Genomic DNA, 23,677 nt, shown 5'->3' with positions numbered 1-23,677 from the left:
TGCCCTCGGCCGTGTCGTAGTGCGGCGACTTGGCCAGGACGATATCGGCTTCCACGTCGTGGGGCAGATAGTTCAGCGTCGTCACGATGGACCAGCGGTCCATCTGGCCTTGGTTGATCTGCTGGGTGCCGTGATAGAGGCCAGTCGTGTCGCCCAGACCGATGGTGTTGGTCGTGGAGAACAGGCGGAAGAACGGATTGGGTCGGATCACGCGATTTTGGTCGAGCAGGGTCAGCTTGCCCTGGGCCTCCAGAATGCGCTGGATCACGAACATCACGTCCGGACGGCCGGCGTCGTATTCGTCGAACACCAACGCCACCGGGCGCTGGATCGACCAGGGCAGGATGCCTTCGCGGAATTCGGTGACTTGCTTGCCGTCCTTCAGGACGATGGCGTCCTTGCCGACTAGGTCGATCCGGCTGACATGGCTGTCGAGGTTCACGCGGATGAGCGGCCAGTTGAGGCGCGCGGCGATCTGCTCGATGTGGGTCGACTTGCCCGTGCCGTGGTAGCCCTGGACCATCACCCGGCGGTCGAACGCGAAGCCCGCGCAGATCGCCTTCGTGGTTTCAGGATCGAACTTGTAGGCCAGATCGATGTCCGGAACGTGGGCGTCGCGCTCGCTGAAGGCGGGCACGGTCATGTCCACATCGACTCCGAACGTGTCGCGAACCGACACCTTCTTGTCCGGAACCAGAGCGATCAGCTTGTCGTCTTGGGTATTGGCGAAAGAAGTCATGGCGGGCTTCGATTACAGGGTTACGGACGCAATGCAAACGCCAGTTTGCATGCTCGGCGGGGGTGTTGCGAGGGCGCCGCGACGTCAGGCGGTTTCCGAGCCGCGCCGTAGTTCCCGGGGACCTTGACCCCACCATGCCTTAACCGCCCGAGAAAACGCACTTTCCTCCGAGTAGCCCAGGCGCAAAGCGAGTTCGGCCAGCGACAGGCGAGACTCCGTCAGCAAGATCATCGCCTCGCGCATCCGTGTCTCATCGCGCAGCATCGAGAAGCTGACCCCTGCCTCGTTGAGGCGGCGCTGCAGGCTGCGAACCGACAGGCCAAGCTCGGCCGCGGCGGCGGGCGCTGAGGCCGTGCGGAAGCCGGTGCGGTGGATCACCGCCTGGACCTGGGCGCACAGCGTCTCGCTGCGGTTCTGGTCGCGCAGCAGCCCCTCGGCGTAGGCGGCGTTCAGTTCCAGCAGCCTGGGGTCCGCGCCGGGCACCGGCCGTTCCAGATCGGCGAGGGCGAACACCAGCCCGGCGTTCGCCGCGAACGTCACCGGCAGACCGAGAAACGCCTCGTAGGTCTCGCGCGGGGCCGGCGCGGCGTTCATGAGGATCACCTGTTGGGGACGTAGGGCGGTCCCGCTCGCTGCTGGCCGGCGCGCGCTCATGGTCGCAAGGACGGACTCGACCTGCAGCCGATGGATTTCGACCGGGTCGCGCGTCGGCGCATAGGTCAGCCGCAGCATGTCGCCTTCGCGCGCCGCCCGGTAGCCGCCGCTGTTGCTGACCAGTTGCTGATAGCGCAGCAACATGTCGATACCCGCTCCCACAGTCGCACTGTGGGCCATCAGGATCGTGATGACGTTGCTGGCCTGGATCGGCAGGCTCGCGCCGACCTTGAAGCCGAGCAGCGGATCGGCGCTGAGCGTGGCGGCCCGGCGCCAGAGCCGACGGACTGAGGCGACGTCAACGCGGGAGTCGCGCGCGGCCGCGCCGCCTTCGAAGCCGCGCAGCCCATGGGTCAGCGCCTGGCGGTCCAGACCTTGCCGGACCAGCCCGTCGAGGGCGGAATTGACCCAAACCGCCATGATCGTAGAGGTCTCGCGCATCGCGCGACTAGAGACCAGGCGTCAGCCCAAGCCAAGTCTGGTGGCGCGCAAAGTCAAATGTTCGGCGCGCCGCATCAAGCACGGAGGGCTAAGCTGTTCGCAAGGATCGAGCCCATGAACTCACGGGCGCGACGTATGGAGGAACGCATGGACCAGGCCCTCGCTGGCGCAAGCCGCATCGCCGTCGCCCCCCAATCCACCGGCTTTGGCGCCGAGATCACCGGCCTTGATCTCTCGCAGCAGCTTAGCCCGGCGACCTTGGCCGAGGTGAAATCGGCCTGGGCTGCGCACTCGGTCGTGGCTTTCCCGGACCAGCCGCTGTCGCTGGAGGCTTTGGAAGCCTTCACCCTGCAGATTGGGCCTTTCGGGATCGACCCTTTCATCAAGCCGATGGCGGGCCATCCCAACGTGCTGGAGCTTCGCCGCGAGCCCGACGAGAAGGCCAAGAACTTCGGAGCCGGCTGGCACTCTGACTGGAGCTTCCAGAAGGAACCGCCGGCCGCGACCCTGCTGCGTTCGGAAGTGACGCCGCCGGTCGGCGGGGACACGCTCTTCGCCGATTGCGCGCGGGCTTACGAGGCGCTGTCTGACGGCATGAAAGCGCTGCTGGCGCCGCTGAAGGCAGTGCATTCGGCGACCCGCGCCTATGGCACGCAGGGCGTCTTCGCCAAGGAGACAGAGGCGCGGACGATGGAGATCGTGGTGTCGGCCGAAGCCGACAAAAGCCTGACCCATCCGCTCGTGCGCACCCATCCGGTGACCGGCCGCAAGGCGCTGTTCGTCAGCCCGACCTACACCGTCGGCATCGAGGGACTGACCTTCCAGGAGAGCCACGCGATCCTAGGCTTCCTCTATACGCACATGACCCAAGAGCAGTTCATCTACCGCCACAAGTGGCGCCAGGGGATGCTGTTGATGTGGGACAACCGCTGCACGGCGCACTTCGCCGACGGCGGCTATGACGGCCATCTGCGGGTCATGCACCGCACGACCGTCGCAGGGGATGTCCCGGTCTAGGCGTTCTTCGGTTCGATGGGCGCCTGGTGGGTCTAACCTTCCCGCGCCGCGAGCCGGCCGGCGAGCGTGCGCGTGCGTCGGGCGACGGTCCAGGCGGCGCCGAGGACGATGATCAGCAGGCCGAAGATCACGGTCTGGCCGTTCCAGCCCCAGAGCGGCTCGAGGGCGGCGATGGCGCAGGTGAGGGTGAGCGCCGCCATGCGATGCGGCTTGGCCATCGGGCCGGAAAAGTCGGCGGGCAGGCCCAGGCCGCGGCCCAATTCGCGGACATAGGCGGTGAGCACCGCGAGCACCGCGGCGGCCCAGCCGAGCGGCGCGCCGAGGCTGAAGCCGGCAAGGTCGGCGAAGTAGCCGGCCCCGACCAGGAACAGGGCGTCGGCAATGCGGTCGGGCAATTCGTTCCAGATCGGGCCGGCGGGCCCGCCCTTGCCGTGCTCGACCGCGACCATGCCGTCGAGCAGGTTGCAGACCAGCCTCAGCTGGATGCAGACGCCGGCGCCGATCAGCAGACCGCCGCGCGTCAGGCCCGCGGCGCTTCCCGCCATCACGAACAGCCCGCAGCCGACGACGGCGAACAGGATGCTGCCGGCCGAGATGGCGTCGGGGCTGAGGCCGGCGCGGGCGAGGGCCGAGGCAAGGCCCTGGGCCCAGGAGGCTCCGCGGGTCTTCAGCGGCCGGCGGTTCTCCGGGGTGAGGTCGGTCATCGGGCGGCCTTGGTCTGACCGCGCGCGAGCGTGGCCGAATAGATGATGGCGTAGAGGGTCGAAACCGACCAGGGCACAGCGATGGTGCGCAGGATTTCCGGCGTGCCGATGAGCTTGTGAACGCTCACCAGCAGGAGCAGCACCGCCCCGGCGGTGATCGCAGGCGGCAGCGCGTAGTTGAGGACGCCGGGGAAACGGCCGCTCATGGCCTCCAGCGCGCGCTTAAGCACCAGGGTGATCAGGCCGGAAAGCGCGCCTTGCGACAATGCAGGAAGCCAGGCGGCGGCCAGGCCGTGGCCGCTGTTGGCGAACAGCGCCCAACCGCCCATGGCCAGAAACGCGAAGCCGATGTGGGCGACGCTCGACCCGGCGAAGGTCCGAAAGTTCGAGCTCAAACTGTGTGCGCCGGAAGACCGGCTCCCTCTCGTTAAGAGCAGGACCCTTGCTGTCACACACGCTAAGGTCAAGGCGCGCGCGTGCGGGGAGTTCGGCCCGGCATGCTCGGGGCGGTCGAGCGGGGGAACTTCGGCATGGATGCGATCACGGCCTTTTTCGCGGGACAGTCGCCCGCGGTGCTGTGGGGGCTGGGCGTGGTGCTTGGCGTCCTGACCCTGGCGGTCGCCGTGACCGCCATCCTGCCGGCGCTGAAACCAGCTGGCGACTTCACCAACCTGCGCCAGCGGATCTCGTCCTGGTGGGTGATGATCGCCCTGTTGGCCGGAGCGTTGCTGATCGGCTGGCAGGCCGTCACCGCCCTGTTCCTGGTGGTCTCGTTCATCGCCCTGCGCGAGTTCCTCTCGCTGGCGCCGGTGCGCCGCGAAGACCGCCTGATCGTGCTGGCCGCCTTCGTGGCGATGTTGATCAACTACCTCTTCATCGTCATCGACGACTACGGCCTCTATCGGGTGTTCATCCCGACCTATGTGTTCCTGATCATCCCGTTCCTGATGGCCTGCATCGGCCAGACGCGGGCCTTCCTGGCGACGACGGCGACCTTCCACTGGGCCATCGTCACCTGTGTCTACAACCTCGGCTATATCGCCTTCCTGATGCGGACGCCGGCAAGCGAGGCGCTGCCTGCGGGGGCCGCCGGACTGGTGTTCTTCCTGCTGGTCGCGACCGAGGCCAATGATGTGGCCCAATACATCTGGGGCAAGCTGTTCGGCCGGCGGAAAATCGTTCCCAAGGTCAGTCCCAACAAGACCTGGGAAGGCTTCTTGGGCGGTTGGCTCACCACGGGCCTGCTGATCTGGTTCGTGGGGCCGGTGTTCACGCCGCTCAGTGGGATCGGGCTGGCGGTCCTGGCGATCTTCCTGCCGGTGGCGGGCTTCGCCGGCGACGTGACCATGAGCGCCATCAAGCGCGACATCGGGGTCAAGGACACCAGCGCGCTCATTCCCGGCCACGGCGGCCTGCTGGACCGGGCCGATAGCCTGACTTTCACGGCCCCGCTCTACTTCCACATCCTCGCCTACTTCGCCCTGGGGCACTTCTGATGCGTCTGTTCCGCCGCCTTGTCTTGGTGCTGATCGCCCGTCCGATCGCGCGCATCTTCACCGGCGCCGATATTGTTGGGCGCGAGCGGCTGCCGCTGAAGGGTCCGGCCATCCTGGTCGCCAACCATGCCAGCCATGTCGACACGATCCTGATGCTGACGCTTTATCCGTCGCGCGGGCTGGACTGGGTGCGACCGGCGGCGGCGGCTGACTATTTCCTGCGCGGCGGACTGATCAGCTGGCTCTCCAACACCATTATCGGGATCGTGCCGGTGGCGCGCGACAAGGCCGGCGCCGGCGTCGACGTCCTGGCCCCGGTCCGCGAGGCGCTGAAGGCCGGCGACATCATCCTGATTTTTCCGGAAGGCACGCGCGGCGACGGAGAGGCGATGTCGGACTTTAAGAGCGGCGTCGCCCGGCTGGCCGCCGACGTCCCTGAGGCGCCGGTCATTCCGGTCTGGCTACAGGGGGCAGGCCGCGTGCTGCCCAAGGGTGGCGTCGTTCCCGTGCCGATGAACTGCACGGTGCTGGTCGGCGAGCCTTTGCATTGGCAGGGCGACAAGACGACGTTCATGACCGAACTGCGCCAGCGCATGGAGGAACTTCACGCCAAGGCCCCGCCCCAGCGCTGGGCCTAGGCCATCTTCGCTTTCTTCAGCGACTGATAGGCTTTGATCACGCGCTGCAGCTTGTGCTCGGCCGAGCGGTCTCCGCCGTTGGAGTCCGGGTGGCAGCGCTTCACCAGCTCGATATAGCGGGCGCGGATGGTGGGGCCGTCGGCGTCCTCGTCGAGGTCGAGGTCGGCCAGGGCGTTGCGTTCGATCTTGCCGATGCGCCGGGCGTTGGCGGCTTCCGGACTGGGCTTGGGGCGTTGACCGCCGCCGAACAGGCTGAACGGGTCGCTATAGCCCTCGCCCTTGCCGAAGCCATGCGCGGCCGCAGCGGCCTCGCGTGAAAACTTGCTGGCCTTGAATTGCCAGGTCGGGCGATCGCCGGCCGCGCTTTGCGCCTGGCGCTGACGCACCTCGCCTTCGCTCATGCCGGCGAAGAAGTTCCACTGCTTGTTGTACTCCGCCGCGTGCGGTTGGCAGAACCAGTAGTGTTCGTTCAGCATGTCGCGCGATTTCGGCGCGCGCGCCGTCGCCGCAGCCCGGCACCCCGGGTTGTCGCAGGCCCGTTCACCGGGCTTGAGCGCATAGACGTCGTCCGTCTGCGTGGCCTCCTCGGAGGAGGGGGGACGCACCCGGATATCGACGAACTTAGGCTTGTATTGAAACGCGCCGGCCATGGCCCAAGTATGAGGTTCCTGAGTTCGCTTTCAAGAATTGAACATGAAGCCGATGGGCGCCATATTTGAGACCATCCACGACAAGCTCACTGCGGCGTTCTCGCCCACCCGCCTGGAAGTCCAAGACGACTCCGACCGGCATGCCGGTCACGCGGGCGCGACACCAGGCGGAGAGAGCCATTTTAACGTACTAATTGAGGCTCAAGCCTTCGCCGGAACGTCGAAGGTGGTGCGCCAAAGACTGATTTACAAGGCACTTTCCGACGAACTCGCCGGACCGGTCCATGCGCTGTCCATCAAGGCGCTGGCGCCCGGCGAAGATAGCTAGGAAGCTAAGACACCGCGGATCAGACAGGTTCAGCACGCGTTTCGTAAGGGGCTGACCAACAAGTGTGTGAGCGCTCACGCCTGGGGAGGCGAGATTTTGAAGACGACGATCACGGTTAACGGAACGGCGCGGACGCTCGACGTCGATTCGCGCACAACCTTGTTGGACGCCTTGCGCGAGCATCTTGGGCTGATCGGCTCGAAGAAAGGGTGCGATCACGGTCAGTGCGGCGCCTGTACGGTGCTGGTGAACGGAGCGCGGATCAATTCCTGTCTTTCGCTGCTGGCGATGCACGACGGCGACCAGGTCACGACCATCGAGGGGCTGGGCACGGCCGAGAACCTGCATCCGGTGCAGCAGGCGTTTCTGGAAAATGACGCCTTCCAGTGCGGGTACTGCACGCCGGGCCAGATCTGTTCGGCAGTTGGCATGTTGCAGGAAGCCGCCGACGGTTGGCCAAGCCAGGTGATGGAGGACGTCGCGGCGATAGTCGACCTGAGCGAGGCCGAGATCCGCGAGCGGATGAGCGGAAACATCTGCCGCTGCTCGGCCTATCCCCAGATCGTAGCGGCCATCCGCAGCGTCGCGGGAGGCGCCGCATGAGACCCTTTACCTACGAACGCGCGCCCGACGCTCTATCCGCCGTAAAGGCGGTCGCGGAGAACCCTGGGGCCAAGTTCCTGGCTGGCGGCACCAATCTGCTTGATTTGATGAAGTTGGACATCGAGCGGCCGACCCATCTGGTCGATGTCGGCCGACTGCCGTTCGCCGGCGTCGAGGAGGTCAATGGCGGCCTGCGGATCGGCGGGGCGATGGTGAATAGCAAGCTCGCCGCCCATCCTCGGGTGCGAGAGCTGTATCCTGTGCTGGTGCGGGCCCTGGTCTCAGGCGCCTCGGGTCAACTTCGCAATAAGGCGACGACGGCGGGCAATCTGCTCCAGCGGACCCGGTGCGCGTATTTCTACGACACCACCAAGCCCTGCAATAAGCGCCAGCCCGGCTCCGGCTGCAGCGCCCTGGAGGGCGTGCACGGCGCGCACGACGCCATCTTCGGCGCCAGCAAGGCCTGCATCGCCACCCATCCCTCCGACATGGCCGTGGCCCTGACCGCCTTGGGCGCCAGCGTCGAGACCCTGACGCCCACTGGCGCATCGCGCACCCTGGCCGTCCAGGATCTGCATCGTCTGCCGGGCGACACCCCGCAGGTGGAGACCGATCTCGCGCCTGGCGAGTTGATCACCGCCGTGCTGGTGCCGCCGCCGCCTGAGGGCGGTCAGGTCTACCGCAAGGTTCGCGGCCGTGCTTCCTACGCTCACGGCATCGCCAGCGTGGCGGTGGCGGGCGGCCGGGTGGCTTTCGGCGCCGTGGCCCACAAGCCCTGGCGCGCCGCCCATACCGAGGATGCGCTCTCGTCGGGGGCCTCGCCGGCCGAGGCCGCTGAAGCCGAGCTGTCCAAGGCCGACCGCAACGACCACAACGCCCTGAAGATCACGCTGGTCGGCCGTCTGGCCGCCGCCGCCATCGAAGAGTCCAAGACCCGGAGGGTCGCATGAGCTCCGTCAAGGATTGGGCTGCGCCCAACCCCATCACCGAAAATCGCGGCGGCCTGATCGGCAAGGGCGTCGATCGCTATGAGGGGCGACTGAAGGTCACCGGCTCGGCGCCCTACGCCTACGAGGTCGAGGCGCCCTCGCGCCCGGCCATCGGCTACATGGCCACCGCCTCGATCGCCAAGGGCAGGATCACCCGTATCGACACCTCCGCCGCCGAGGCCTCGCCTGGCGTGCTGCTGGTTTGGAGCCACCTGAACGCGCCGGCCCAGGCGCCGCGCGGCACGCGGGCCAATCCCCGCAGCCAGCGACCGTCGAACCCGGCGTTGGCCAGCGACCGGATCGAGAATTTCGGCCAGACCGTCGCCTTTGTGGTCGCTGACACGTTTGAGAACGCCCGGGCCGCAGCGAACCTGATCGAGATCGAGTACGCCGCTGAGCAAGGCGTGGTCGATTTCGTCGCCAGCTTCGACCAGGCCGACCAGCCGCCGGGTGAGGAGGACGTCCATATCGGCGACTTCCCCGCCGCCTTCGCCGCTGCGCCGGTGACGGTCGATGAGACCTACGAAAGCCCGGTCCAGAACCACGTGCAGATGGAGCCCTGCGCCACCACCGCCTGGTGGGATGGGGACAAGGTCACGGTCCACACCTCGATCCAGATGGTGAAGGGCGGACAGCACGCCCTGGCCGAAACGCTCGCAATCCCCTCAGATCACGTCCACCTGCTGACGCGCTACATCGGCGGAGGCTTCGGCGGGAAGGGGCAGGCCTATGACGACCTGATCCTATCGGCGCTGGCGGCTCGCGCCTTGGGCCAGCCGGTCAAGCTCGCCTACACCCGCCAGCAGATGTTCCACGGCACTATCCACCGTCCCGCGGTCAGCATGCGGGTTCGGTTGGGCGCCCAGCCTGACGGGCGGCTGACGGCTTTCGCGGTCGAGGCGATTACCCACTGCGCCCGCAACGCGATCTTCACCGAGCACGCGGCCAATTTCTCGCGCAACCTCTACGCCGCCCCAAATCGCCTGACCGGGCACCGGCTGGTGAAGATGGACCTGCCGGGCGCCGGGCCGATGCGCGCGCCGGGCGAAGCCCCGGGCATGCTAAGCCTGGAATGCGCGATGGACGAACTGGCCGAGAAGCTCGGCCTCGATCCGATCGAGCTGCGCATCCGCAACGAGCCGGACGTGGATCCGGAAACCGGCAAGCCGTTCTCCGTCCGCCAATTGGTCCAGTGCATGCGCGACGGCGCCGCCCGCTTCGGGTGGGAGCGTCGCAATCCAAAGCCGGGCCAGGTTCGCGATGGCCGCTGGCTGGTCGGCATGGGCATGGCGGCGGCCATTCGCGGCAACTTCCTGCTGCCGGCCAAGGCGGGGGTTCGCATCGACGCTGATGGGACCATCACCCTGCGCCAGGGGATGACCGACATCGGCACCGGCACCTATACGATCCTTGCACAGATCACCGCCGAAACCATGGGCGTGCCGATGGAACAGGTGAAGGTCGAGATGGGGGATTCGAACTTCCCTCCAGCCCCTGGATCGGGCGGTCAGTTCGGCGCGGCCACGGCCGGGTCGGCCGCCTACGAGGCCGGTATGAACCTTCGCAAGGCGCTCACCGAGCTGGCGGTCGGCGACCCCAACTCGCCGCTCTACGGCGGGCCGGCTGAGTATGTGACCTTCGAAAACGGCAACATCGCCATCGAAAACCGCAGCGAGACCCTGGCGGCCCTGGTCGCCCGGGCCGCGCCTGAGGGCGTCTATGTGGAGGGCTCGATCTCGCCCGCCGCCGACGCCCGCGACTATTCCCAGCACACCTACGGCGCCCACTTCGCCGAGGTCGGCGTGGACACTGTCACCGGTGAAGTCCGTATGCGGAAGATGTTCGGGGTGTTCGCCGCCGGCCGCATCCTTAACGCCAAGACCGCACGCAGCCAGATCACCGGCGGCATGATCTGGGGCGTGGGAACGGCCTTGACCGAGAGCAACGTCGTGGACGCCCGCTATGGCTCGTTCATCAACCAGGACATGGCCGGCTATCTGGTGCCCGCCCATGCCGACATCGTCGACCTGGACGCCATCTTCCTCGACGAGGCTGACGACAAGGCCAATCCGATGGGGATCAAGGGCGTCGGCGAACTGGGCATCTGCGGGGCCGGGGCGGCGGTGGCCAACGCCATCTACAACGCCACCGGCGTGCGTCTGCGCGACTATCCGATGACGCCGGAGAAGGTCCTCGAGGGGATGCTGGCGGTGGGGCTCTAGCCGACCCGAAGGCGAAGCTCGCCCAGGATCCGGGCGAGGTCGCCTTCACGGAAGGGCTTTTGCAGGACCGGGGAGCCGCGATCGGCTTCCCGGAGACCCGCGTCACCGTAGCCGGTGGCGAAAGCGAAGGGCGCGCCCTTAGCGCGCAGCAGATCGGCCAGCGGGAAAATCGGCTGCCCGCCCAGGTTCACGTCGAGAACAGCGCAGTCGAGTTCGGCGGTGTTCGCCAGCTCGATGGCTTCGTCCAGACGCGAGGCGGGGCCGACGACCGTGCAGCCAAGGTCTTCCAGCATGTCCTCGATCAGCATCGAGACCATCATCTCGTCTTCCACGACGAGAACGCGGAGGCCGGCAAGGTCGGGTAGTCCCGTCATTCTGGAAGTTCCAAATCCTGTAAGGAAAACTGTGGTTCGAACGGAAACGCGAGATAGACCATAGTGCAGTTTCTCGCCTACAGCGAGTTATCTGGAGAACGCCGTTCGGCAAACTCCCGTGATGCGGGAGCTTCAGCGTTCAAAAGACGTTGTTGAACGGCGGTTGTCTGTCGGATTGTCGACTCTTCTAGTCACTCGCGATTTCTTGGCGCGGTGAAACTCGCAAGGCGGTGATCTGGTTCCGCTCGCGTTTCACAACCTGGAATCTATGGCCGTGGAAGGTCCAGGTCTGGCCGACCTTGGGGATGGTCTGGGCCTCGTGGATCACCAGGCCTGCCACCGTCACCGCGTCGTCGTCCGGCAAGTCCCAGTCCAGCGCGCGGTTCAAGTCGCGGATGGCGACCCAGCCGTCGACGACGACCGAGCCGTCGGTCTGGCGGCGGACGCCCTCCAGGGCCTTGTCGTGTTCGTCTTCAATCTCCCCGACGATCTCCTCGAGGATGTCCTCCAGGGTGATCAGCCCTTGCAGGGCGCCATATTCATCCACCACGAGAGCGAAGTGGGCCTGGCGTTTCAGGAAGGCGCCGAGTTGGTCCTTCAGGCTGGTGGTCTCGGGAATGAACCACGGCTCGCGGGCGATACCTGGGATGTCCAGCTTGTCCACCGCCCCGCCGCAGGCGGCCAGGGACGCCAGCAGGTCCTTGGCGTGGAGGATGCCGATGACGTTTTCAGGCTCGTCGCGATAGAGCGGCACCCGGCTGTGGCCAGTTTCCAGCATCTCGGCGACCAGTTCGCGGGCCGGCAGGTCGGCGTCCAGCATCGAGATCGAGCGCCGATGGACCATCACCTGCGTCACATCCATCTCCGATAGGTCCAGCACCCCGCCCAGCATGTGGCGTTCGCGGCTTTCCACCAGGCCTTCGGAATGGTGGTACTCCACCGCGCCGCGGATCTCCTCGTGAGCCGCCAGCACGTCCGTCTCCATCGACAGCTTGATGCCGAACGGGCGCAAGGTGTGGCGCACGACCCACTGGGCCCCGTTGGCCAGTGGGCCGAAGATCCGCACAACCCAATAGGTCGGCACCGACAGGGCGCGGGCCACGTCGTCAGCGCGGGCGATGGCCAGGGTCTTGGGCAGGATCTCGCTGAAGATCACGATCAGGACGGTCATGATGGCGGTGGCCATCAGCGCCCCGACCGGACCCGGAAACACCGCCGACAGGGCCACGGTGGTGAGGGCCGAGGCGCCGATATTGATGACGTTGTTCGACAGCAGGATGGCGCCGATCATCTTCTCCTGATCGGCCATCATCTTGTTGATGCGCTTGGCCGCTCGGTCGCCTTCGCGTTCGAGCTGGTGCATCCGGCCGCGGCTGGCGGCGGTCATCGAGGTTTCGGCCGCCGAGATCAGGCCTGAGAGACTTAGGAGAACGACCAGCGCCGGCGCGAGACCGGCGAGGACGGCGACGATCGTCACGGAAGCGCCCCTTCGGAGACCAGGAAGTCCCGCACGGCTTGCGCGCTCACGTCCTTGGCGACGAAGGTGTCGCCGAGCGCGCGGGCGAGGATGAAGGTCAGCTTGCCGCCCTCGGCCTTCTTGTCCTGGCCCATGTGGCGAACCAACTGGTCGGCTCCGAACTGGCCTGAGGACACCGCCGTCAGGCGGGTTGGCAGGCCGACGGCGGCGATGGCGGCCTCGGCGCGCTGGGCGTCCTGGCTGTCGCAAAGGCCTTGAGCCGCCGAGAACCGGAAGGCGATGGCCGAGCCGGCGGCCACGGCCTCGCCGTGCAGCAGCGCTTCGCCGTAGCCGGTCTCGGCTTCGAGGGCGTGGCCGAAGGTGTGGCCAAGGTTCAGCAACGCGCGGCGCCCAGCCTCCTTCTCGTCCTCGACGACGATCTCGGCCTTCATCTCGATTGAGCGGGCGACCGCATAGGCCAGGGCGTCCGGCTCGCGGGCCAGCACGGCCTGGCCGTTGGCTTCCAGCCACTCGAAGAAGGCGAAGTCGCCGAGCAGGCCGTACTTGATGATCTCGGCGTAACCGGCCCGCATCTCGCGGTCGGGCAGCGTGGCCAGGACGTCGAGGTCGGCCAGCACCAGTTTCGGCTGATGGAAGGCGCCGATCAGGTTCTTGCCGCGCGCGGTGTCGATGGCGGTCTTGCCGCCGACCGAGGAGTCGACCTGAGCCAGCAGGGTGGTCGGGATCTGGATGAAGTCGATGCCGCGCTTGTAGATGGCCGCCGCGAACCCCGCGAGATCGCCGACCACCCCGCCGCCAAAGGCGATGATGACGTCGCCGCGATCAAGCTCCAGCTCCAGCAGCTGGTCCGAGACGTCGGCAAGGCCTTCCCAGCTCTTCGACGGCTCGCCCGGCGGCACGACAATGGCGCTTGACGCGATGCCTGCCGCGGCCAGGGCGGCGGTCAACCGCTCGCCATGCAGGGCCCAGACCGTGGCGTCGCTGATGATGGCGGTCCGCATGTTCTTGAAGAACGGGGCGATCAGGGTTCCGGCCCGGTCCAGCAGGGCCTCGCCGACCACGACGTCATAGGCGCGCTCGGCCAGTCCGACGCGGACAGTGCGGCTCATGGATTTTGTCCCTGCAGGTATGTGGTCAGCGCCTGGATCACCTGATCGACCGTGACATGGTGGGCGGTGTCGCCGGTTTCGACCGTCACATCGGCCTCGGCGTAGATCGGATAGCGGACGGCCGCCAGATCGGTCAGGACCTCCAGCGGATCCTTGCCGGTGATCAGCGGGCGGTTGTCCTTGCGGCCCACCCGGCGCACCAGCACCTCGAGGTCGGCCTTGAGCCAGACTGAGATCGAGCGTTCCTTGATCAGGGCGCGGGTCTCAGGGGTGATGAAGGCGCCGCCGCCGGTCGCCAGGACGTGGGGCGGATCTTCCAGCAACCGGGTGATCACCCGGCGCTCTCCCTCACGGAAGGCTGGCTCGCCCAGGCTGGCGAAGATTTCGGGAATGGAGCGCCCTGCGGCGGCTTCGATCTCGACGTCGGCGTCCTTGAAAGGCAGCTCGAGCGCGTTGGCGAGCCGGCGGCCGACACTTGATTTTCCGACCCCCATCAGGCCGACGAGGGTGATGGTGCGGGCGCGTAGCGGTGTGTAACGGTCCATGAACGGCGAAGGTCTACACGAGCAAAGTCATTCGCGCCAATTTCGCGGATGGTGCAAGACGAGGGGATGATGGGCCGGGGACTTCTCAGTACGGCGCTTGGCGCTCTTGCTTTCGCAACCGCCGCTGGCGCTCAGCCGATCGAGGTGGCGACATTGAGCGCGCCCGATTTCTTTTCCAACGGCGCGCGAGACACTGGTCTTGGACCCGAGCTGTGGGCCGGATCGTCAGCACAGACCGCCAGGACCGTCATCCCGTTGATCGCCGCCAAGCCGCTGTCGCCAGCGGCCCAGGCCCTGGCCCGGCGCGTGCTCGCCACGGCCGCCAGCGGGCCGGACGGCGCTGGTCAGGACCCGGAGATGGCTGGCGCTCGCATCAACGCCTTGATCGCCACGGGCGCGGTTAAGGACGCAGGCGTGATCCTGTCGCGAACCGCCAATCTGGAGCGCAGCCCTGTGCTGGCCCAGGCCGGGGCCGAGGCGGCGTTGCTGTCGGGCGCCGACGAGCGCGCCTGCGATATCGCCGAGAGCCTGGTGAGCGGACGCGAGGACATCTACTGGCTGCGCCTGCGGGCCTATTGCCAATTGCGCGGCGGTCAGGCCGGCGCGGCGCAACTCACCTTCGATCTGGCCCAGGGCCAGGGGCGTGACGCGACCTTCGGCCGGCTGATGAGCGCCAAGCTCGCGGGCGGGGGCGATCCCGGCGCGGCCTCGGCCCGCAATGGTTTGGATTACGCCCTGTCCCGCAGCCTCGGGCTCGACGTGGCCGCCGCCCAGCCATCGCCAGCGGTCGCCGCAGCCTTGCGGCCCAGCGAGCCTGGCCTCGCGACCTGGACCATCGACGGATCCGATCCGGTGCGAACCGCCATGGCGGCCGTGGCCGCGGGCGATCTGGCCGGCGCGAAAGTCCAACGCGGCGGCCTGACCGCCGAGGGCATTGCGGCCAATGACCTTGCCTTGCTCGACGCTCTGATCGCGGCGGCGTCCGGCAAGCCTGACGGCCCGACCCTGGATCGCCTGGTCGAGCGCGGATCGGTGTCTGACGCCAAGAGCCGGACCAAGATGCAGAACGCCGCCGTCCTTCTCTCGGCCCTGGACGCTCCGATGACCGCCCATACCCGCGGCGAATTCGCCAAGTTCAGCGCCGTCGAGCCGGGCAAGGCGACCGTGGCCAAGGCCACGGCGCTCGATCTCGCAGGGGACGCCAAACTGCAGGGCGAGACCGCCATGCTGGCTCTCTGGCTGTCGGCCGACGCCGGCGCCGCTGGGCCTCCCGTCGGCGATCGCGCCCGGATCATTCGCGCCCTGAAGGCTTCAGGCCTTGAGGAGGACGCCCGCGCCTTCGCGGTCGAAGGCCTGCTGGCGCAACGATGAGCGGTGCCGGCTGGGTCGAAGCCTTTCTTGAGATGATGTCGGTCGAGCGCGCCTCGGCCAAGAACACCCTGACCGCCTATGGGAAGGATCTCGCCGACGCCCAGGCCTTTCTGGCGTCGCGCAGCAACGGCCTGGCCCAAGCCTCGGCGGAGGACGTCGAAGCCTATTTCAACGCCCTGAGTGATCGGGGCCTGTCGCCCGCCACTGCGGCTCGCCGCCGCGCCGCTGTCCGCCAGTTTTACCGCTTCGTGCTGGGCGAGGGATGGCGGGCGGACGATCCCTCCCGCCGCGTCGAGGCGCCGAAAAAAGGCAGGCCGCTGCCAAAGGTGCTGAGCCGAGACGAGGTCGACCGCATCATCGCTGCTGCATCGGCGCGAGACGGCGGCCAGGGCCTGAGGCTTGGCTGCATGGTTGAGCTCGCCTACGCCTCGGGCCTGCGGATCTCGGAGCTAACCGCCCTGCCGCTTTCGGTCCTGGCCAAGGATCCGGCCTATCTGATCGTCAAGGGCAAGGGCGGGAAGGAACGGCTGGCCCCACTCAACGATGCGGCGCGCGCGGCGGTGAAGGCCTATCTGGAGGCGCGCAAGGCTTTCCTGCCCAAGGGCGACGCCGCTAATCCGTGGCTGTTCCCTTCGCACGGCAAGTCCGGCCGCCTGACGCCGCGTCGCTTCGCTCAACTGCTGGACGAGGCGGCCGCCGACGCCGGCATCGATCCGGCCAGGGTCAGTCCCCACGTCCTGCGTCACGCTTTCGCAACGCATCTGTTGGAAGGCGGCGCCGATTTACGGGTGGTGCAAAAGCTGCTCGGACACGCCGATATCTCGACGACCCAGATCTACACCCACGTCGCTGGGGAGCGGCTTCGCGAGGTGATGGACACCAAACACCCGCTCGCCAAGAAGCGCTGATCGACCACCCGGCTGCTCCTCGCACTTGTTAGGCGCAAGGTTCGCGCCTAATTTCCCCCTTCCGCAAACGGAACGCAGAGAAGATTCCTCGTATGGCCGCACACTATCTCGAGTTCGAGCGCCCGATCGCCGACCTCGAAGCGAAGATCGAGGAGTTGTCGAAACTTTCCGAAACCACCGGCTCGGGCGCTCTGGACGCCGAGATCGAGGCGTTGCGGTCCCGCGCCCAGGAAGTTCGCCGCCAGGCCTATTCCAAGCTCGACGCCTGGCAGAAGACCCAGGTGGCGCGCCATCCCGAGCGGCCCCACTTCGTCGACTATGTCAGCGGCCTGATCGACGAGTTCGTTGAACTGCGCGGCGACCGCCGGTTCGCCGACGACCAGGCGATCATGGGCGGCTTGGGCCGGTTCCGCGGCCAGCCGGTGGTGGTGATCGGCCACGAGCGTGGGCGCGACACCGTTTCCCGCGTGAAGCACAATTTTGGTTACGCTCGGCCTGAGGGCTACCGCAAGGCTATCCGGCTGATGGAGCTCGCCGAGCGGTTCAATCTGCCGGTGATCAGCTTTGTGGACACGCCCGGCGCCTATCCCGGCATCGGTTCGGAAGAGCGCGGCGTGGCCGAGGCCATCGCGCGCTCGACGGAAACTTGCCTGATGCTCGGCGTGCCGATGGTGGCCGTTGTGACCGGCGAAGGCGGATCGGGCGGGGCCATCGCCATGGCCGCCGGCAACCGAGTGCTGATGCTCGAGCACGCTATCTATTCGGTGATCACCCCTGAGGGCGCCAACTCGATCCTATGGCGTGGCGCGCGCACGGCCGAAGAAGCGGCCAAGGCCATGAAGGTCGCGGCCCAGGACCTGCTGGGCGTCAAGATCGTCGACCGGATCATCCCCGAGCCGATCGGCGGCGCTCATTCCGACAAGGAAGCCACGATCAAATCTGTGGGCGACGCCGTCGAACAAGAGCTCGAAGGCCTAAGCAACCTCACCCCCGATCAACTGCGCAAACAGCGGGCCGACCGCTTCTACGCCATCGGCCGCAGCGGACTGCAATAGCGCCCATCTAACGGCTTGCCTGACCCTGCGTCTGCGGGTTCATTGTCTTCCAAACAACCGTTTGGGAGGGCGCCATGGCCTTGAAGACCCGTTTCACCGAGCTCGTGGGCGTCGAACATCCGATCGTGCAGGGCGGCATGCAATGGGTCGGTCGGGCCGAGCTCGTGGCCGCCGTGGCCAACGCGGGCGGCCTGGGCTTCATCACCGCCCTGACCCAGCCGACGCCGGAAAAGCTGCGCGAGGAAATCGCCCGCTGCCGGACCCTGACCGACAAGCCGTTCGGCGTGAACCTGACCATCCTGCCGGCCATCACCCCGCCGCCCTATGCGGAATACCGCCAGGCGATCATCGATTCCGGCATCAAGATCGTTGAGACGGCCGGCAACAAGCCCGCCGAGCACGTCGAAGAATTCAAGAAGCACGGCGTCATCGTCATCCATAAGTGCACCTCGGTCCGCCACGGCCTGTCGGCCGAGCGGATGGGCGTGGACGCCATCTCGATCGACGGCTTCGAATGCGCCGGTCACCCAGGCGAGGATGACGTTCCCGGCCTGATCCTGATCCCGGCGGCCGCTGACAAGATCAAGATTCCGATGATCGCCTCAGGCGGCTTTGGCGATGCGCGCGGCCTGGTCGCGGCCCTGGCGCTGGGCGCCGAGGGCATCAACATGGGCACCCGCTTCATGGCGACCAAGGAAAGCCCGATCCACGAGGCCATCAAGCAGCAGATCGTCGCCAACGATGAACGCGCCACCGACCTGATCTTCCGCACCATGCACAACACCAGCCGGGTGGCCCGCAACGCCGTCAGCCAGCAGGTCGTGGCGCTTGAGCGTCAGGGCGCCAAGTTCGAGGATGTCCGTGAGCTGGTGGCCGGCTCTCGCGGCCGCAACGTCTACGAAGTGGGCGACAATGACGCCGGCATCTGGTCGGCCGGTCAGATCCAAGGCCTGATCCACGACGTGCCGTCGTGCGAGGAACTGATCCACCGCATCGTCCGTGAAGCCGAAGAATTGATCCACGGCCGCCTGGCGCGCTTTGCACCCACCAAGCAAGCGGTCCCGGCCTAGGCTAGGCCTGTCTTCCTCAGCCGCTGGCTTCGGTCAGCGGCTGATCTCGGCCAACACACCGCCAAGCTCGTCGACCGCCTGCGGCGTCGTCGCCCAAGAGCACATGAAGCGGACCGAACCGTCCAGGAACCGGTAGACGAACCAGCCCGCCGCATGTAGGCGGCCGAGCGTCTCATCGTCCATCTCCACGAACACCGCATTGGCCTCCACCGGGTGGCGCACGGGGAAGGGCGTCAGCTTCGACAAGCGCTGGGCCATGGCGTTGGCGTGGGCGGCGCGCTCGACAAAGGCGCCGCTCTCCAGCATCCCGATGAACGGGGCGGCGTAGAAGCGACCCTTGGAGGGAAGTTGGCCGGCCTGTTTCAGGCGTGCGTCGAACCGCCGGGCCAGCTTGCGATCGAAGATCACCACCGCCTCAGTCGGGGTCATGCCGGCCTTGGTGCCGCCGACCACCAGGATGTCGACGCCCAGCGGCTGGATGTCCTTGAGGTCAAAGCCCGCCGCCGCCGCGTTGGCCAGGCGTGCGCCGTCCAGGTGAACGCCCAGCCCCTTGGCCCTGGCGGGCGCGATCAGGGCGGAAAGGGTCTCGCGGGAATAGACCGTGCCGTACTCGGTGGCGTTGGTCAGCGACATCGCCGCCAAGGGTTGGCGGTGGGCGACATCGGGTTCGGCCAGGGGCGCCGTCAGCGCCTTCGGATCGATACGTCCCGAGGCGCCGGTCAGGCCGATAAGGCCGATCCCTTGACCAAAAAAGCCCGGCGCGCCGGTCTCGTCGGTGCAGACGTGCGCGTGCTCATGGGCCAGCACCGCCTCGAACGGTCGGCACAGGGCCGACAGGGCGATGGCGTTGGCCGCGGTACCGGAGGCGACAAATCGAACCTCGGCGTCGGCGTCCAGCAGGCCGCGCACTGCATCGGCGGCCCGCGCGCTAATGGCGTCGGAACCATATCCGGGCGTGAAGCCTGTGTTGGCGGCGATCAGGGCCTCGATCGCTTCAGGAGCGGCCGGGGCGGTGTTGTCGGATGCGAAATCGTAGCGAGCCATGTCTTTTGGATTCTAGAACGCGTCGTCGGGCCGACGAAGTCCGTAATTTCGTGCTTTCTTCATCGGGGCGCCTCATCCTTTCCCTAGGGGGAACGTGATGCGAGGCGCCGAGGCTGAGGACCTGACTGCGAGGCTGGCGAACGTGGCGCGCTTGACGCCGCACGCCATTGTCCTCTGTGACGCATCGGGCCGGATCGACTGGGTCAATGACGGCTTCACCGCCATGACCGGCTTTGATTTGGCCGAGGCCGCTGGCCGCACGCCGGGCGCGCTGCTGCAATGCCCCGAAACCGATCCTGCGACCATCGCGATGATGTCGGCCTGCGTTGCAGCCGGCGAGGGCTTTCGGGTGGAAGTTTTCAACTGCGCCAAGGACGGGCGCCGCTTCTGGCTGGATTTGGATGTCCGCCCGACCTTCTCGGCCCGGGGAGAACTGGACGGCTTCATGGCCATCCAGGCCGACATCACCGCCGCGCGGAATGACCGCAACCGGTTGAACTCCACCTCGGTGGCGCTAAAGGCGGTTGGAAGGCTCGCCAGACTGGGCGCCTGGGAGGTCGACGTCGTTCAGCAGGTCGTCCGGTGGAGCCCCGAGCTCGCCGACTTGCTCGGCCGCCCGTATGTCGTGGAAGGGGCCTTAGACACCCTCAATGTCTACGCTCCCGAGGTGCAGGAGGCTGTGCAGGCCCACATCGGCCAGGCCATCAAAACGGGCGAGCGCATTGATTTCGAGGCCCCGGCCATCACCGGGTCGGGAGAGCGGATCTGGCTGCGGGTCATGGGTGAACCGCGCATGGTCGACGGGCGTTGCGTGGCGCTGCACGGCGCCAGCCAGGACGTCACCGCCCAGCGCGAAGCCGTGGCCGAGCTGCGCGAATCCGAGCGCTTTGGCCGTGGCGTGATCGATGGGCTGGCGGCCCTGCTCACGGTCATCGACGAGACCGGCGCGATCATCGCCGCCAATTCGGCGTTCAGGAAGCTGGGCGCGGAGGTCGCGCAGGCCGACGTCTATCCGATGGGCCGCAATCTCTTCGAGGTGTTCGATCGTTTGCCGGGCGGACGGGGCAAGTCGCTGACCAGAGGTGTGAAACGAGTGCTGGCCGGCGGCGCGGACACCTTCGCCTACGCCTACCAGTCGCGGAGCGGGGAGTGGTTTCGGCTGACCGCCGCCCGTTTCCAGGGGGCCGGACCGGTGCGCTGCGTGGTCATCACCCAATCAATCGACGACCTGAAACGCTCGGAGAAGCGGCTTAAGGCGCTGAACGTCTCGCTGAAGCGAGCCCGCGACGACGCCAACGCCGCCAATGCAGCGAAGTCCGCCTTCCTGGCGACGATGAGCCACGAGATCCGCACGCCCTTGAACGGGGTGCTGGGCATGGCCCAGGCCATGGCGCGCGACGAGCTGTCTGACCGCCAGCGCGAACGCCTGACCGTCGTGCGCCAAGCCGGCGAGACCCTGCTGGCGCTATTGAACGACCTGCTGGACCTGTCGCGGATCGAAGCGGGTCGCCTGGAGCTGGAAGACGGGCTGATCGACATCGAGTCGCTGATGACCGGCGTGCAGGCCACTTTCACGACCCTGGCCAGCGACAAGGATGTGTCATTCCATTTGGCCGTGTCGCCCAAGGCGCTCGGCCTCTGGCGGGGCGACCCGACCCGCGTGCGGCAGGTCGTCTACAATCTTGTTTCCAACGCGGTGAAGTTCACCGCTCGCGGGGAGGTCAGGGTGGCCGTGCGCCGCGAGGGCGGAGCCTTGGTGTTCGAGGTTGCGGACACCGGTCCCGGCATCGCCGAGGACCGCCTGGGATCGCTGTTTCATAAGTTTGTGCAGGAGGATGCGTCCACCACGCGGCGCTACGGCGGCTCGGGCCTGGGCCTCGCCATCTGTCGGGAGCTGGCGACATTGATGGGCGGCGAGGTCGGTGTGGTGTCAAGCGTGGGGGAAGGGTCGACCTTCACCGTCCGCCTGCCCCTGTCTCGGGCCGAAGGGGCGCTGCCGGCCAGCGTGTCGATGGAGATCACGGCCCCGTCAGGCGATCTCCGCATCCTGGCGGCGGAAGATAACCCGATGAACCAGTTGGTCCTTAAGACCTTGATGGCCCAGCTCGGCGTCGAGGTTCGGTGCGTCAATGACGGTCAGGCCGCTTGCGACGCCGCCGCCGAGCAGGAGTGGGACGTCATCCTGATGGATGTCCAGATGCCGGTGATGGACGGTCCGACCGCCGCCCGCTGGATCCGCGAGCGTGAGGAAGCCGAGGGCCTGCGGCGGACCCCGATCATCGCCCTGACCGCCAACGCCATGGCCCATCATGCGGCGGAGTACACCTCGGCCGGCATGGACGTGCTGGTGCCCAAGCCGCTCGAACTCGAACGGCTGATCGGCGCGATCCAGGCGGTGATGGAGGAGGCTGCCTAGCCGGCCTCCGCGCCCCAGGCCTGCACATCGGCGACGAATAGGTCCGGTTCTTCCATCGCCGCGAAATGGCCGCCACGCGGCTGCTCGGTCCAACGGCTGATATTGTAGGCGCGGTCGGCCCAGGACCGGGGCGGAGCGGTATAGAGCGGCTCGCCGGGGAAGTTGGCGAAGGCGGTCGGGGTTTCGCAGCGCTCGCCCTCCGCGAACGCCACGCCGCCTTCTTCGAGCAGGCCGCGATAGTACCAGGCGCCGGTCGCGAAACTGTCGGTCATCACATAGAGCATGATGTTGGTCAGCAGCCGGTCCTTGGGGTGGGCCTCGTCGAAGGGCTTCTCGCGCAGGTCGGACCAGTCGTGGAAACGCTCGGCGATCCAGGCGGCCTGGCCGACCGGATTGCCCGCGCCCATCCACGCCAGCGACTGCGGCTTGGAGGCCTGCAGCCGGAAATAGGCGCCCATGACGTCCATCATGGCGCCCTGGCGGGTCATCCAGGCGATCTCGGCCTCGGTCTTGGGGCCGCCGTGCGGGCGGAAGCCCATCATGTTCAGGTGGATGGCGCGGACGTGCTGGCCGTGGTCGTGGCCAAGCCAGGAGGTGACCATCGCGCCCCAGTCGCCGCCCTGAGCGAGATAGCGCTCATAGCCCAGCACCTGCGTCATCAGGGTGTTGAACAGCCGGGCGGTGGTGCGCTGGCCGATCGGGCGCTTTGGCTTGGACGAGAAGCCAAAGCCGGGCAGGGACGGGATCACCAGGTCGAAGGCATCTTCGGCTCGGCCGCCGAAGCGCGAGGGGAAGGCCAGCTTCTCGATGCTGTCCCAGAACTCGTAGTGCGAGCCGGGCCACCCATGCGTCAGGATCAGCGGCCGCTTGCCGCCGGCCTCGCCGACCACGTGCAGGAAGTGCAGATCGTAGTCCTCCACACGGGCGGTGAACTGCGGAAAGCGGTTGAGGTCGGCCACCGCCGAGCGCCAGTCATAAGTCTCGGTCCAGTGCGCGCAGAGGTCCTTCAGATAGCCGGCGTCGCAGCCATAGGCCCAGCCGTCCGGAACCTCCGGGATCGGCGGCCAGGGATAGGCCCTCACTTGATCCAACACCGCCTGGACGGAGGCTTCACTCCACTTGACCTCAAACGGTTGAACCATTGCGCGCTTCCCCTCTTGTTGCGGGGAAGATGGCGGTCTTACCGCAAGGGCCGTCAAGTCGCTTCAGGCGCCGGGGCGCAGGCCCTTTGCGAGGGTGTGACCGAGCTGGCGGTTGATGATCCGGGCCATGCCCTTGGGCAGCTTGCCGGACAGTTCCAGGCTCACCGCGCCATGGGTGGCGGCCCAGTACATGCGGCCGATTTCTTCGGGGTCGCCTTCCATCACCCCGGCCTCGACCAGGCCCTTGATGTAGGCCGACCGCATCGCGTTGGCGCGGGCGGCGGCGGCGACCAGGTCCGGATAGTCCTCTTCGTGCGGCTGGTTCAGGTCGAACATCAGCTTGTAGGTCTGCGGATGTTCGAAGGCGAAGTTCAGATAGGCCTCGCCCACCGCCGAGCTCTTGGCCTTGGCGCTGCCTTGGGTGTTGGCGAGCGCGCCTTCCAGGGACGCGGCGAACCGGTTGAAGCCGTTGGTCCGCACGGCGGCCAGGATGTCTTCCTTGTCGGCGAAATAGCGGTACGGCGTCATGGGGCTGACCCCCAGTTCGGAGGCCAGCTGGCGCATGGTCACCGCGTCCGGCCCCTTCTCGGCGAACAGCTTCTCAGCGACCTCGCAAAGACGTTCGCGGAAGTCGGCGACATCGGACTCGGACAAGACGCGGGGCATTGATAAACTCAGAGAAAGA

24 protein-coding genes are annotated in these 23,677 nt (G+C 67.0%); 12 read left to right on the top strand and 12 right to left on the bottom strand.

Going from position 1 to position 23,677, the window contains the following annotated elements; all coding sequences use genetic code 11:
• Window positions 1-739: AAA family ATPase (locus Q8M13_RS05765; protein WP_305298836.1), on the bottom strand; the 739-nt coding region annotated here is incomplete at its 3' end.
• Window positions 740-823: 84 nt separating this feature from the next.
• A complete protein-coding gene (locus tag Q8M13_RS05760) occupies window positions 824-1,834 on the bottom strand; it encodes an AraC family transcriptional regulator (protein ID WP_305298835.1) in 1,011 nt (336 codons plus the stop codon).
• Window positions 1,835-1,981: 147 nt separating this feature from the next.
• On the opposite strand from Q8M13_RS05760, the gene Q8M13_RS05755 reads away from it, so the two are divergent.
• Window positions 1,982-2,851 (top strand): TauD/TfdA family dioxygenase, encoded by an 870-nt coding sequence (locus tag Q8M13_RS05755; protein WP_305298834.1) that lies wholly within the window; start codon window positions 1,982-1,984, stop codon window positions 2,849-2,851.
• A 32-nt stretch (window positions 2,852-2,883) separates the two neighbouring features.
• On the opposite strand, the gene Q8M13_RS05750 is transcribed toward Q8M13_RS05755, so the two are convergent.
• Both Q8M13_RS05750 and Q8M13_RS05745 read right to left on the bottom strand, forming a co-directional pair.
• On the bottom strand, window positions 2,884-3,555 hold the full coding sequence (locus Q8M13_RS05750; RefSeq protein WP_305298833.1) for a CDP-alcohol phosphatidyltransferase family protein: 672 nt from the start codon (window positions 3,553-3,555) through the stop codon (window positions 2,884-2,886).
• Window positions 3,552-3,950, bottom strand: a complete 399-nt coding sequence (locus Q8M13_RS05745) for a hypothetical protein (protein WP_305298832.1) — start codon at window positions 3,948-3,950, stop codon at window positions 3,552-3,554. The genes Q8M13_RS05750 and Q8M13_RS05745 overlap by 4 nt, the downstream gene beginning before the upstream one ends.
• Window positions 3,951-4,052: 102 nt before the next feature.
• On the opposite strand from Q8M13_RS05745, the gene Q8M13_RS05740 reads away from it, so the two are divergent.
• On the top strand, window positions 4,053-5,051 hold the full coding sequence (locus Q8M13_RS05740; protein WP_305298831.1) for a phosphatidate cytidylyltransferase: 999 nt from the start codon (window positions 4,053-4,055) through the stop codon (window positions 5,049-5,051).
• Window positions 5,051-5,689, top strand: a complete 639-nt coding sequence (locus Q8M13_RS05735; RefSeq protein WP_305298830.1) for a 1-acyl-sn-glycerol-3-phosphate acyltransferase — start codon at window positions 5,051-5,053, stop codon at window positions 5,687-5,689. The genes Q8M13_RS05740 and Q8M13_RS05735 overlap by 1 nt, the downstream gene beginning before the upstream one ends.
• On the opposite strand, the gene Q8M13_RS05730 is transcribed toward Q8M13_RS05735, so the two are convergent.
• Window positions 5,686-6,339: a J domain-containing protein gene (locus tag Q8M13_RS05730; RefSeq protein WP_305298829.1), complete on the bottom strand. Its 654-nt coding sequence runs from the start codon at window positions 6,337-6,339 to the stop codon at window positions 5,686-5,688. The genes Q8M13_RS05735 and Q8M13_RS05730 overlap by 4 nt on opposite strands.
• Window positions 6,340-6,391: 52 nt before the next feature.
• Here Q8M13_RS05730 and Q8M13_RS05725 point away from each other — a divergent pair, with 52 nt between their 5' ends.
• The 4 genes from Q8M13_RS05725 to Q8M13_RS05710 all read left to right on the top strand — a co-directional run bounded on the left by Q8M13_RS05725 (window position 6,392) and on the right by Q8M13_RS05710 (window position 10,481).
• Window positions 6,392-6,667 carry a BolA family transcriptional regulator gene (locus Q8M13_RS05725; protein ID WP_305298838.1) on the top strand — a complete coding sequence of 92 codons (276 nt, stop codon included), beginning with the start codon at window positions 6,392-6,394 and terminating at the stop codon, window positions 6,665-6,667.
• Window positions 6,668-6,763: 96 nt separating this feature from the next.
• Window positions 6,764-7,270: a 2Fe-2S iron-sulfur cluster-binding protein gene (locus tag Q8M13_RS05720; RefSeq protein WP_305298827.1), complete on the top strand. Its 507-nt coding sequence runs from the start codon at window positions 6,764-6,766 to the stop codon at window positions 7,268-7,270.
• Window positions 7,267-8,220 (top strand): xanthine dehydrogenase family protein subunit M, encoded by a 954-nt coding sequence (locus tag Q8M13_RS05715; RefSeq protein WP_305298825.1) that lies wholly within the window; start codon window positions 7,267-7,269, stop codon window positions 8,218-8,220. The genes Q8M13_RS05720 and Q8M13_RS05715 overlap by 4 nt, the downstream gene beginning before the upstream one ends.
• The gene (locus Q8M13_RS05710; RefSeq protein WP_305298823.1) at window positions 8,217-10,481 is read left to right on the top strand and encodes a xanthine dehydrogenase family protein molybdopterin-binding subunit; all 2,265 of its coding nucleotides are present in this window, start codon (window positions 8,217-8,219) and stop codon (window positions 10,479-10,481) included. Before Q8M13_RS05715 ends, Q8M13_RS05710 begins: the two co-directional genes overlap by 4 nt.
• On the opposite strand, the gene Q8M13_RS05705 is transcribed toward Q8M13_RS05710, so the two are convergent.
• The 4 genes from Q8M13_RS05705 to Q8M13_RS05690 all read right to left on the bottom strand — a co-directional run bounded on the left by Q8M13_RS05705 (window position 10,478) and on the right by Q8M13_RS05690 (window position 13,986).
• On the bottom strand, window positions 10,478-10,855 hold the full coding sequence (locus tag Q8M13_RS05705; RefSeq protein WP_305298822.1) for a response regulator: 378 nt from the start codon (window positions 10,853-10,855) through the stop codon (window positions 10,478-10,480). The genes Q8M13_RS05710 and Q8M13_RS05705 overlap by 4 nt on opposite strands.
• Before the next feature lie 187 nt (window positions 10,856-11,042).
• The gene (locus Q8M13_RS05700; RefSeq protein ID WP_305298837.1) at window positions 11,043-12,326 is read right to left on the bottom strand and encodes an HlyC/CorC family transporter; all 1,284 of its coding nucleotides are present in this window, start codon (window positions 12,324-12,326) and stop codon (window positions 11,043-11,045) included.
• Window positions 12,327-12,328: 2 nt separating this feature from the next.
• Entirely contained in the window at window positions 12,329-13,441 is a 1,113-nt protein-coding gene (gene aroB / locus Q8M13_RS05695) for a 3-dehydroquinate synthase (RefSeq protein WP_305298820.1), read from the bottom strand.
• Complete coding sequence (locus Q8M13_RS05690) at window positions 13,438-13,986, bottom strand: shikimate kinase (protein ID WP_305298818.1); 549 nt, start codon at window positions 13,984-13,986, stop codon at window positions 13,438-13,440. Before Q8M13_RS05690 ends, aroB begins: the two co-directional genes overlap by 4 nt.
• 69 nt (window positions 13,987-14,055) lie before the next feature.
• Between Q8M13_RS05690 and Q8M13_RS05685 the strand changes: the two genes are divergently transcribed.
• From Q8M13_RS05685 to Q8M13_RS05670, 4 genes are all read left to right on the top strand, one after another.
• Complete coding sequence (locus Q8M13_RS05685; RefSeq protein WP_305298817.1) at window positions 14,056-15,357, top strand: hypothetical protein; 1,302 nt, start codon at window positions 14,056-14,058, stop codon at window positions 15,355-15,357.
• Window positions 15,354-16,265, top strand: coding sequence for a site-specific tyrosine recombinase XerD (locus Q8M13_RS05680; RefSeq protein ID WP_305298815.1), 912 nt, complete (start codon window positions 15,354-15,356; stop codon window positions 16,263-16,265). Before Q8M13_RS05685 ends, Q8M13_RS05680 begins: the two co-directional genes overlap by 4 nt.
• Window positions 16,266-16,357: 92 nt before the next feature.
• Entirely contained in the window at window positions 16,358-17,320 is a 963-nt protein-coding gene (locus tag Q8M13_RS05675; RefSeq protein ID WP_305298813.1) for an acetyl-CoA carboxylase carboxyltransferase subunit alpha, read from the top strand.
• A gap of 74 nt (window positions 17,321-17,394) precedes the next feature.
• Entirely contained in the window at window positions 17,395-18,390 is a 996-nt protein-coding gene (locus Q8M13_RS05670) for a nitronate monooxygenase family protein (RefSeq protein WP_305298811.1), read from the top strand.
• A gap of 33 nt (window positions 18,391-18,423) precedes the next feature.
• On the opposite strand, the gene Q8M13_RS05665 is transcribed toward Q8M13_RS05670, so the two are convergent.
• Complete coding sequence (locus tag Q8M13_RS05665; RefSeq protein ID WP_305298810.1) at window positions 18,424-19,434, bottom strand: low specificity L-threonine aldolase; 1,011 nt, start codon at window positions 19,432-19,434, stop codon at window positions 18,424-18,426.
• 97 nt (window positions 19,435-19,531) lie between these two features.
• Between Q8M13_RS05665 and Q8M13_RS05660 the strand changes: the two genes are divergently transcribed.
• Entirely contained in the window at window positions 19,532-21,850 is a 2,319-nt protein-coding gene (locus Q8M13_RS05660) for an ATP-binding protein (RefSeq protein WP_305298808.1), read from the top strand.
• On the opposite strand, the gene Q8M13_RS05655 is transcribed toward Q8M13_RS05660, so the two are convergent.
• Both Q8M13_RS05655 and Q8M13_RS05650 read right to left on the bottom strand, forming a co-directional pair.
• On the bottom strand, window positions 21,847-22,992 hold the full coding sequence (locus tag Q8M13_RS05655; RefSeq protein ID WP_305298806.1) for an epoxide hydrolase family protein: 1,146 nt from the start codon (window positions 22,990-22,992) through the stop codon (window positions 21,847-21,849). The two genes, Q8M13_RS05660 and Q8M13_RS05655, sit on opposite strands and share 4 nt — an antisense overlap.
• A 63-nt stretch (window positions 22,993-23,055) precedes the next feature.
• Window positions 23,056-23,658 (bottom strand): TetR/AcrR family transcriptional regulator, encoded by a 603-nt coding sequence (locus Q8M13_RS05650; RefSeq protein ID WP_305298804.1) that lies wholly within the window; start codon window positions 23,656-23,658, stop codon window positions 23,056-23,058.
• Window positions 23,659-23,677: the final 19 nt, after the last annotated feature.

This window comes from Phenylobacterium sp. (assembly GCF_030681155.1).
GTDB lineage: Bacteria > Pseudomonadota > Alphaproteobacteria > Caulobacterales > Caulobacteraceae > Phenylobacterium.
This window is presented reverse-complemented; position numbering and strand designations above follow the sequence as displayed.

What these genes read in the sequence shown, in the direction of transcription:
- Q8M13_RS05735 (WP_305298830.1), top strand. Translation starts at nt 5,051, where the DNA reads ATGCGTCTGTTCCGCCGCCTTGTCTTGGTGCTGATCGCCCGTCCGATC.
- Q8M13_RS05740 (WP_305298831.1), top strand. Translation starts at nt 4,053, where the DNA reads ATGCTCGGGGCGGTCGAGCGGGGGAACTTCGGCATGGATGCGATCACG.
- Q8M13_RS05675 (WP_305298813.1), top strand. Translation starts at nt 16,358, where the DNA reads ATGGCCGCACACTATCTCGAGTTCGAGCGCCCGATCGCCGACCTCGAA.
- Q8M13_RS05750 (WP_305298833.1), bottom strand. Translation starts at nt 3,555, where the DNA reads ATGACCGACCTCACCCCGGAGAACCGCCGGCCGCTGAAGACCCGCGGA.
- Q8M13_RS05670 (WP_305298811.1), top strand. Translation starts at nt 17,395, where the DNA reads ATGGCCTTGAAGACCCGTTTCACCGAGCTCGTGGGCGTCGAACATCCG.
- Q8M13_RS05665 (WP_305298810.1), bottom strand. Translation starts at nt 19,434, where the DNA reads ATGGCTCGCTACGATTTCGCATCCGACAACACCGCCCCGGCCGCTCCT.
- Q8M13_RS05655 (WP_305298806.1), bottom strand. Translation starts at nt 22,992, where the DNA reads ATGGTTCAACCGTTTGAGGTCAAGTGGAGTGAAGCCTCCGTCCAGGCG.
- Q8M13_RS05730 (WP_305298829.1), bottom strand. Translation starts at nt 6,339, where the DNA reads ATGGCCGGCGCGTTTCAATACAAGCCTAAGTTCGTCGATATCCGGGTG.
- Q8M13_RS05690 (WP_305298818.1), bottom strand. Translation starts at nt 13,986, where the DNA reads ATGGACCGTTACACACCGCTACGCGCCCGCACCATCACCCTCGTCGGC.
- aroB (WP_305298820.1), bottom strand. Translation starts at nt 13,441, where the DNA reads ATGAGCCGCACTGTCCGCGTCGGACTGGCCGAGCGCGCCTATGACGTC.
- Q8M13_RS05705 (WP_305298822.1), bottom strand. Translation starts at nt 10,855, where the DNA reads ATGACGGGACTACCCGACCTTGCCGGCCTCCGCGTTCTCGTCGTGGAA.
- Q8M13_RS05715 (WP_305298825.1), top strand. Translation starts at nt 7,267, where the DNA reads ATGAGACCCTTTACCTACGAACGCGCGCCCGACGCTCTATCCGCCGTA.
- Q8M13_RS05755 (WP_305298834.1), top strand. Translation starts at nt 1,982, where the DNA reads ATGGACCAGGCCCTCGCTGGCGCAAGCCGCATCGCCGTCGCCCCCCAA.
- Q8M13_RS05685 (WP_305298817.1), top strand. Translation starts at nt 14,056, where the DNA reads ATGGGCCGGGGACTTCTCAGTACGGCGCTTGGCGCTCTTGCTTTCGCA.
- Q8M13_RS05710 (WP_305298823.1), top strand. Translation starts at nt 8,217, where the DNA reads ATGAGCTCCGTCAAGGATTGGGCTGCGCCCAACCCCATCACCGAAAAT.
- Q8M13_RS05680 (WP_305298815.1), top strand. Translation starts at nt 15,354, where the DNA reads ATGAGCGGTGCCGGCTGGGTCGAAGCCTTTCTTGAGATGATGTCGGTC.
- Q8M13_RS05650 (WP_305298804.1), bottom strand. Translation starts at nt 23,658, where the DNA reads ATGCCCCGCGTCTTGTCCGAGTCCGATGTCGCCGACTTCCGCGAACGT.
- Q8M13_RS05660 (WP_305298808.1), top strand. Translation starts at nt 19,532, where the DNA reads ATGCGAGGCGCCGAGGCTGAGGACCTGACTGCGAGGCTGGCGAACGTG.
- Q8M13_RS05760 (WP_305298835.1), bottom strand. Translation starts at nt 1,834, where the DNA reads ATGCGCGAGACCTCTACGATCATGGCGGTTTGGGTCAATTCCGCCCTC.
- Q8M13_RS05725 (WP_305298838.1), top strand. Translation starts at nt 6,392, where the DNA reads ATGGGCGCCATATTTGAGACCATCCACGACAAGCTCACTGCGGCGTTC.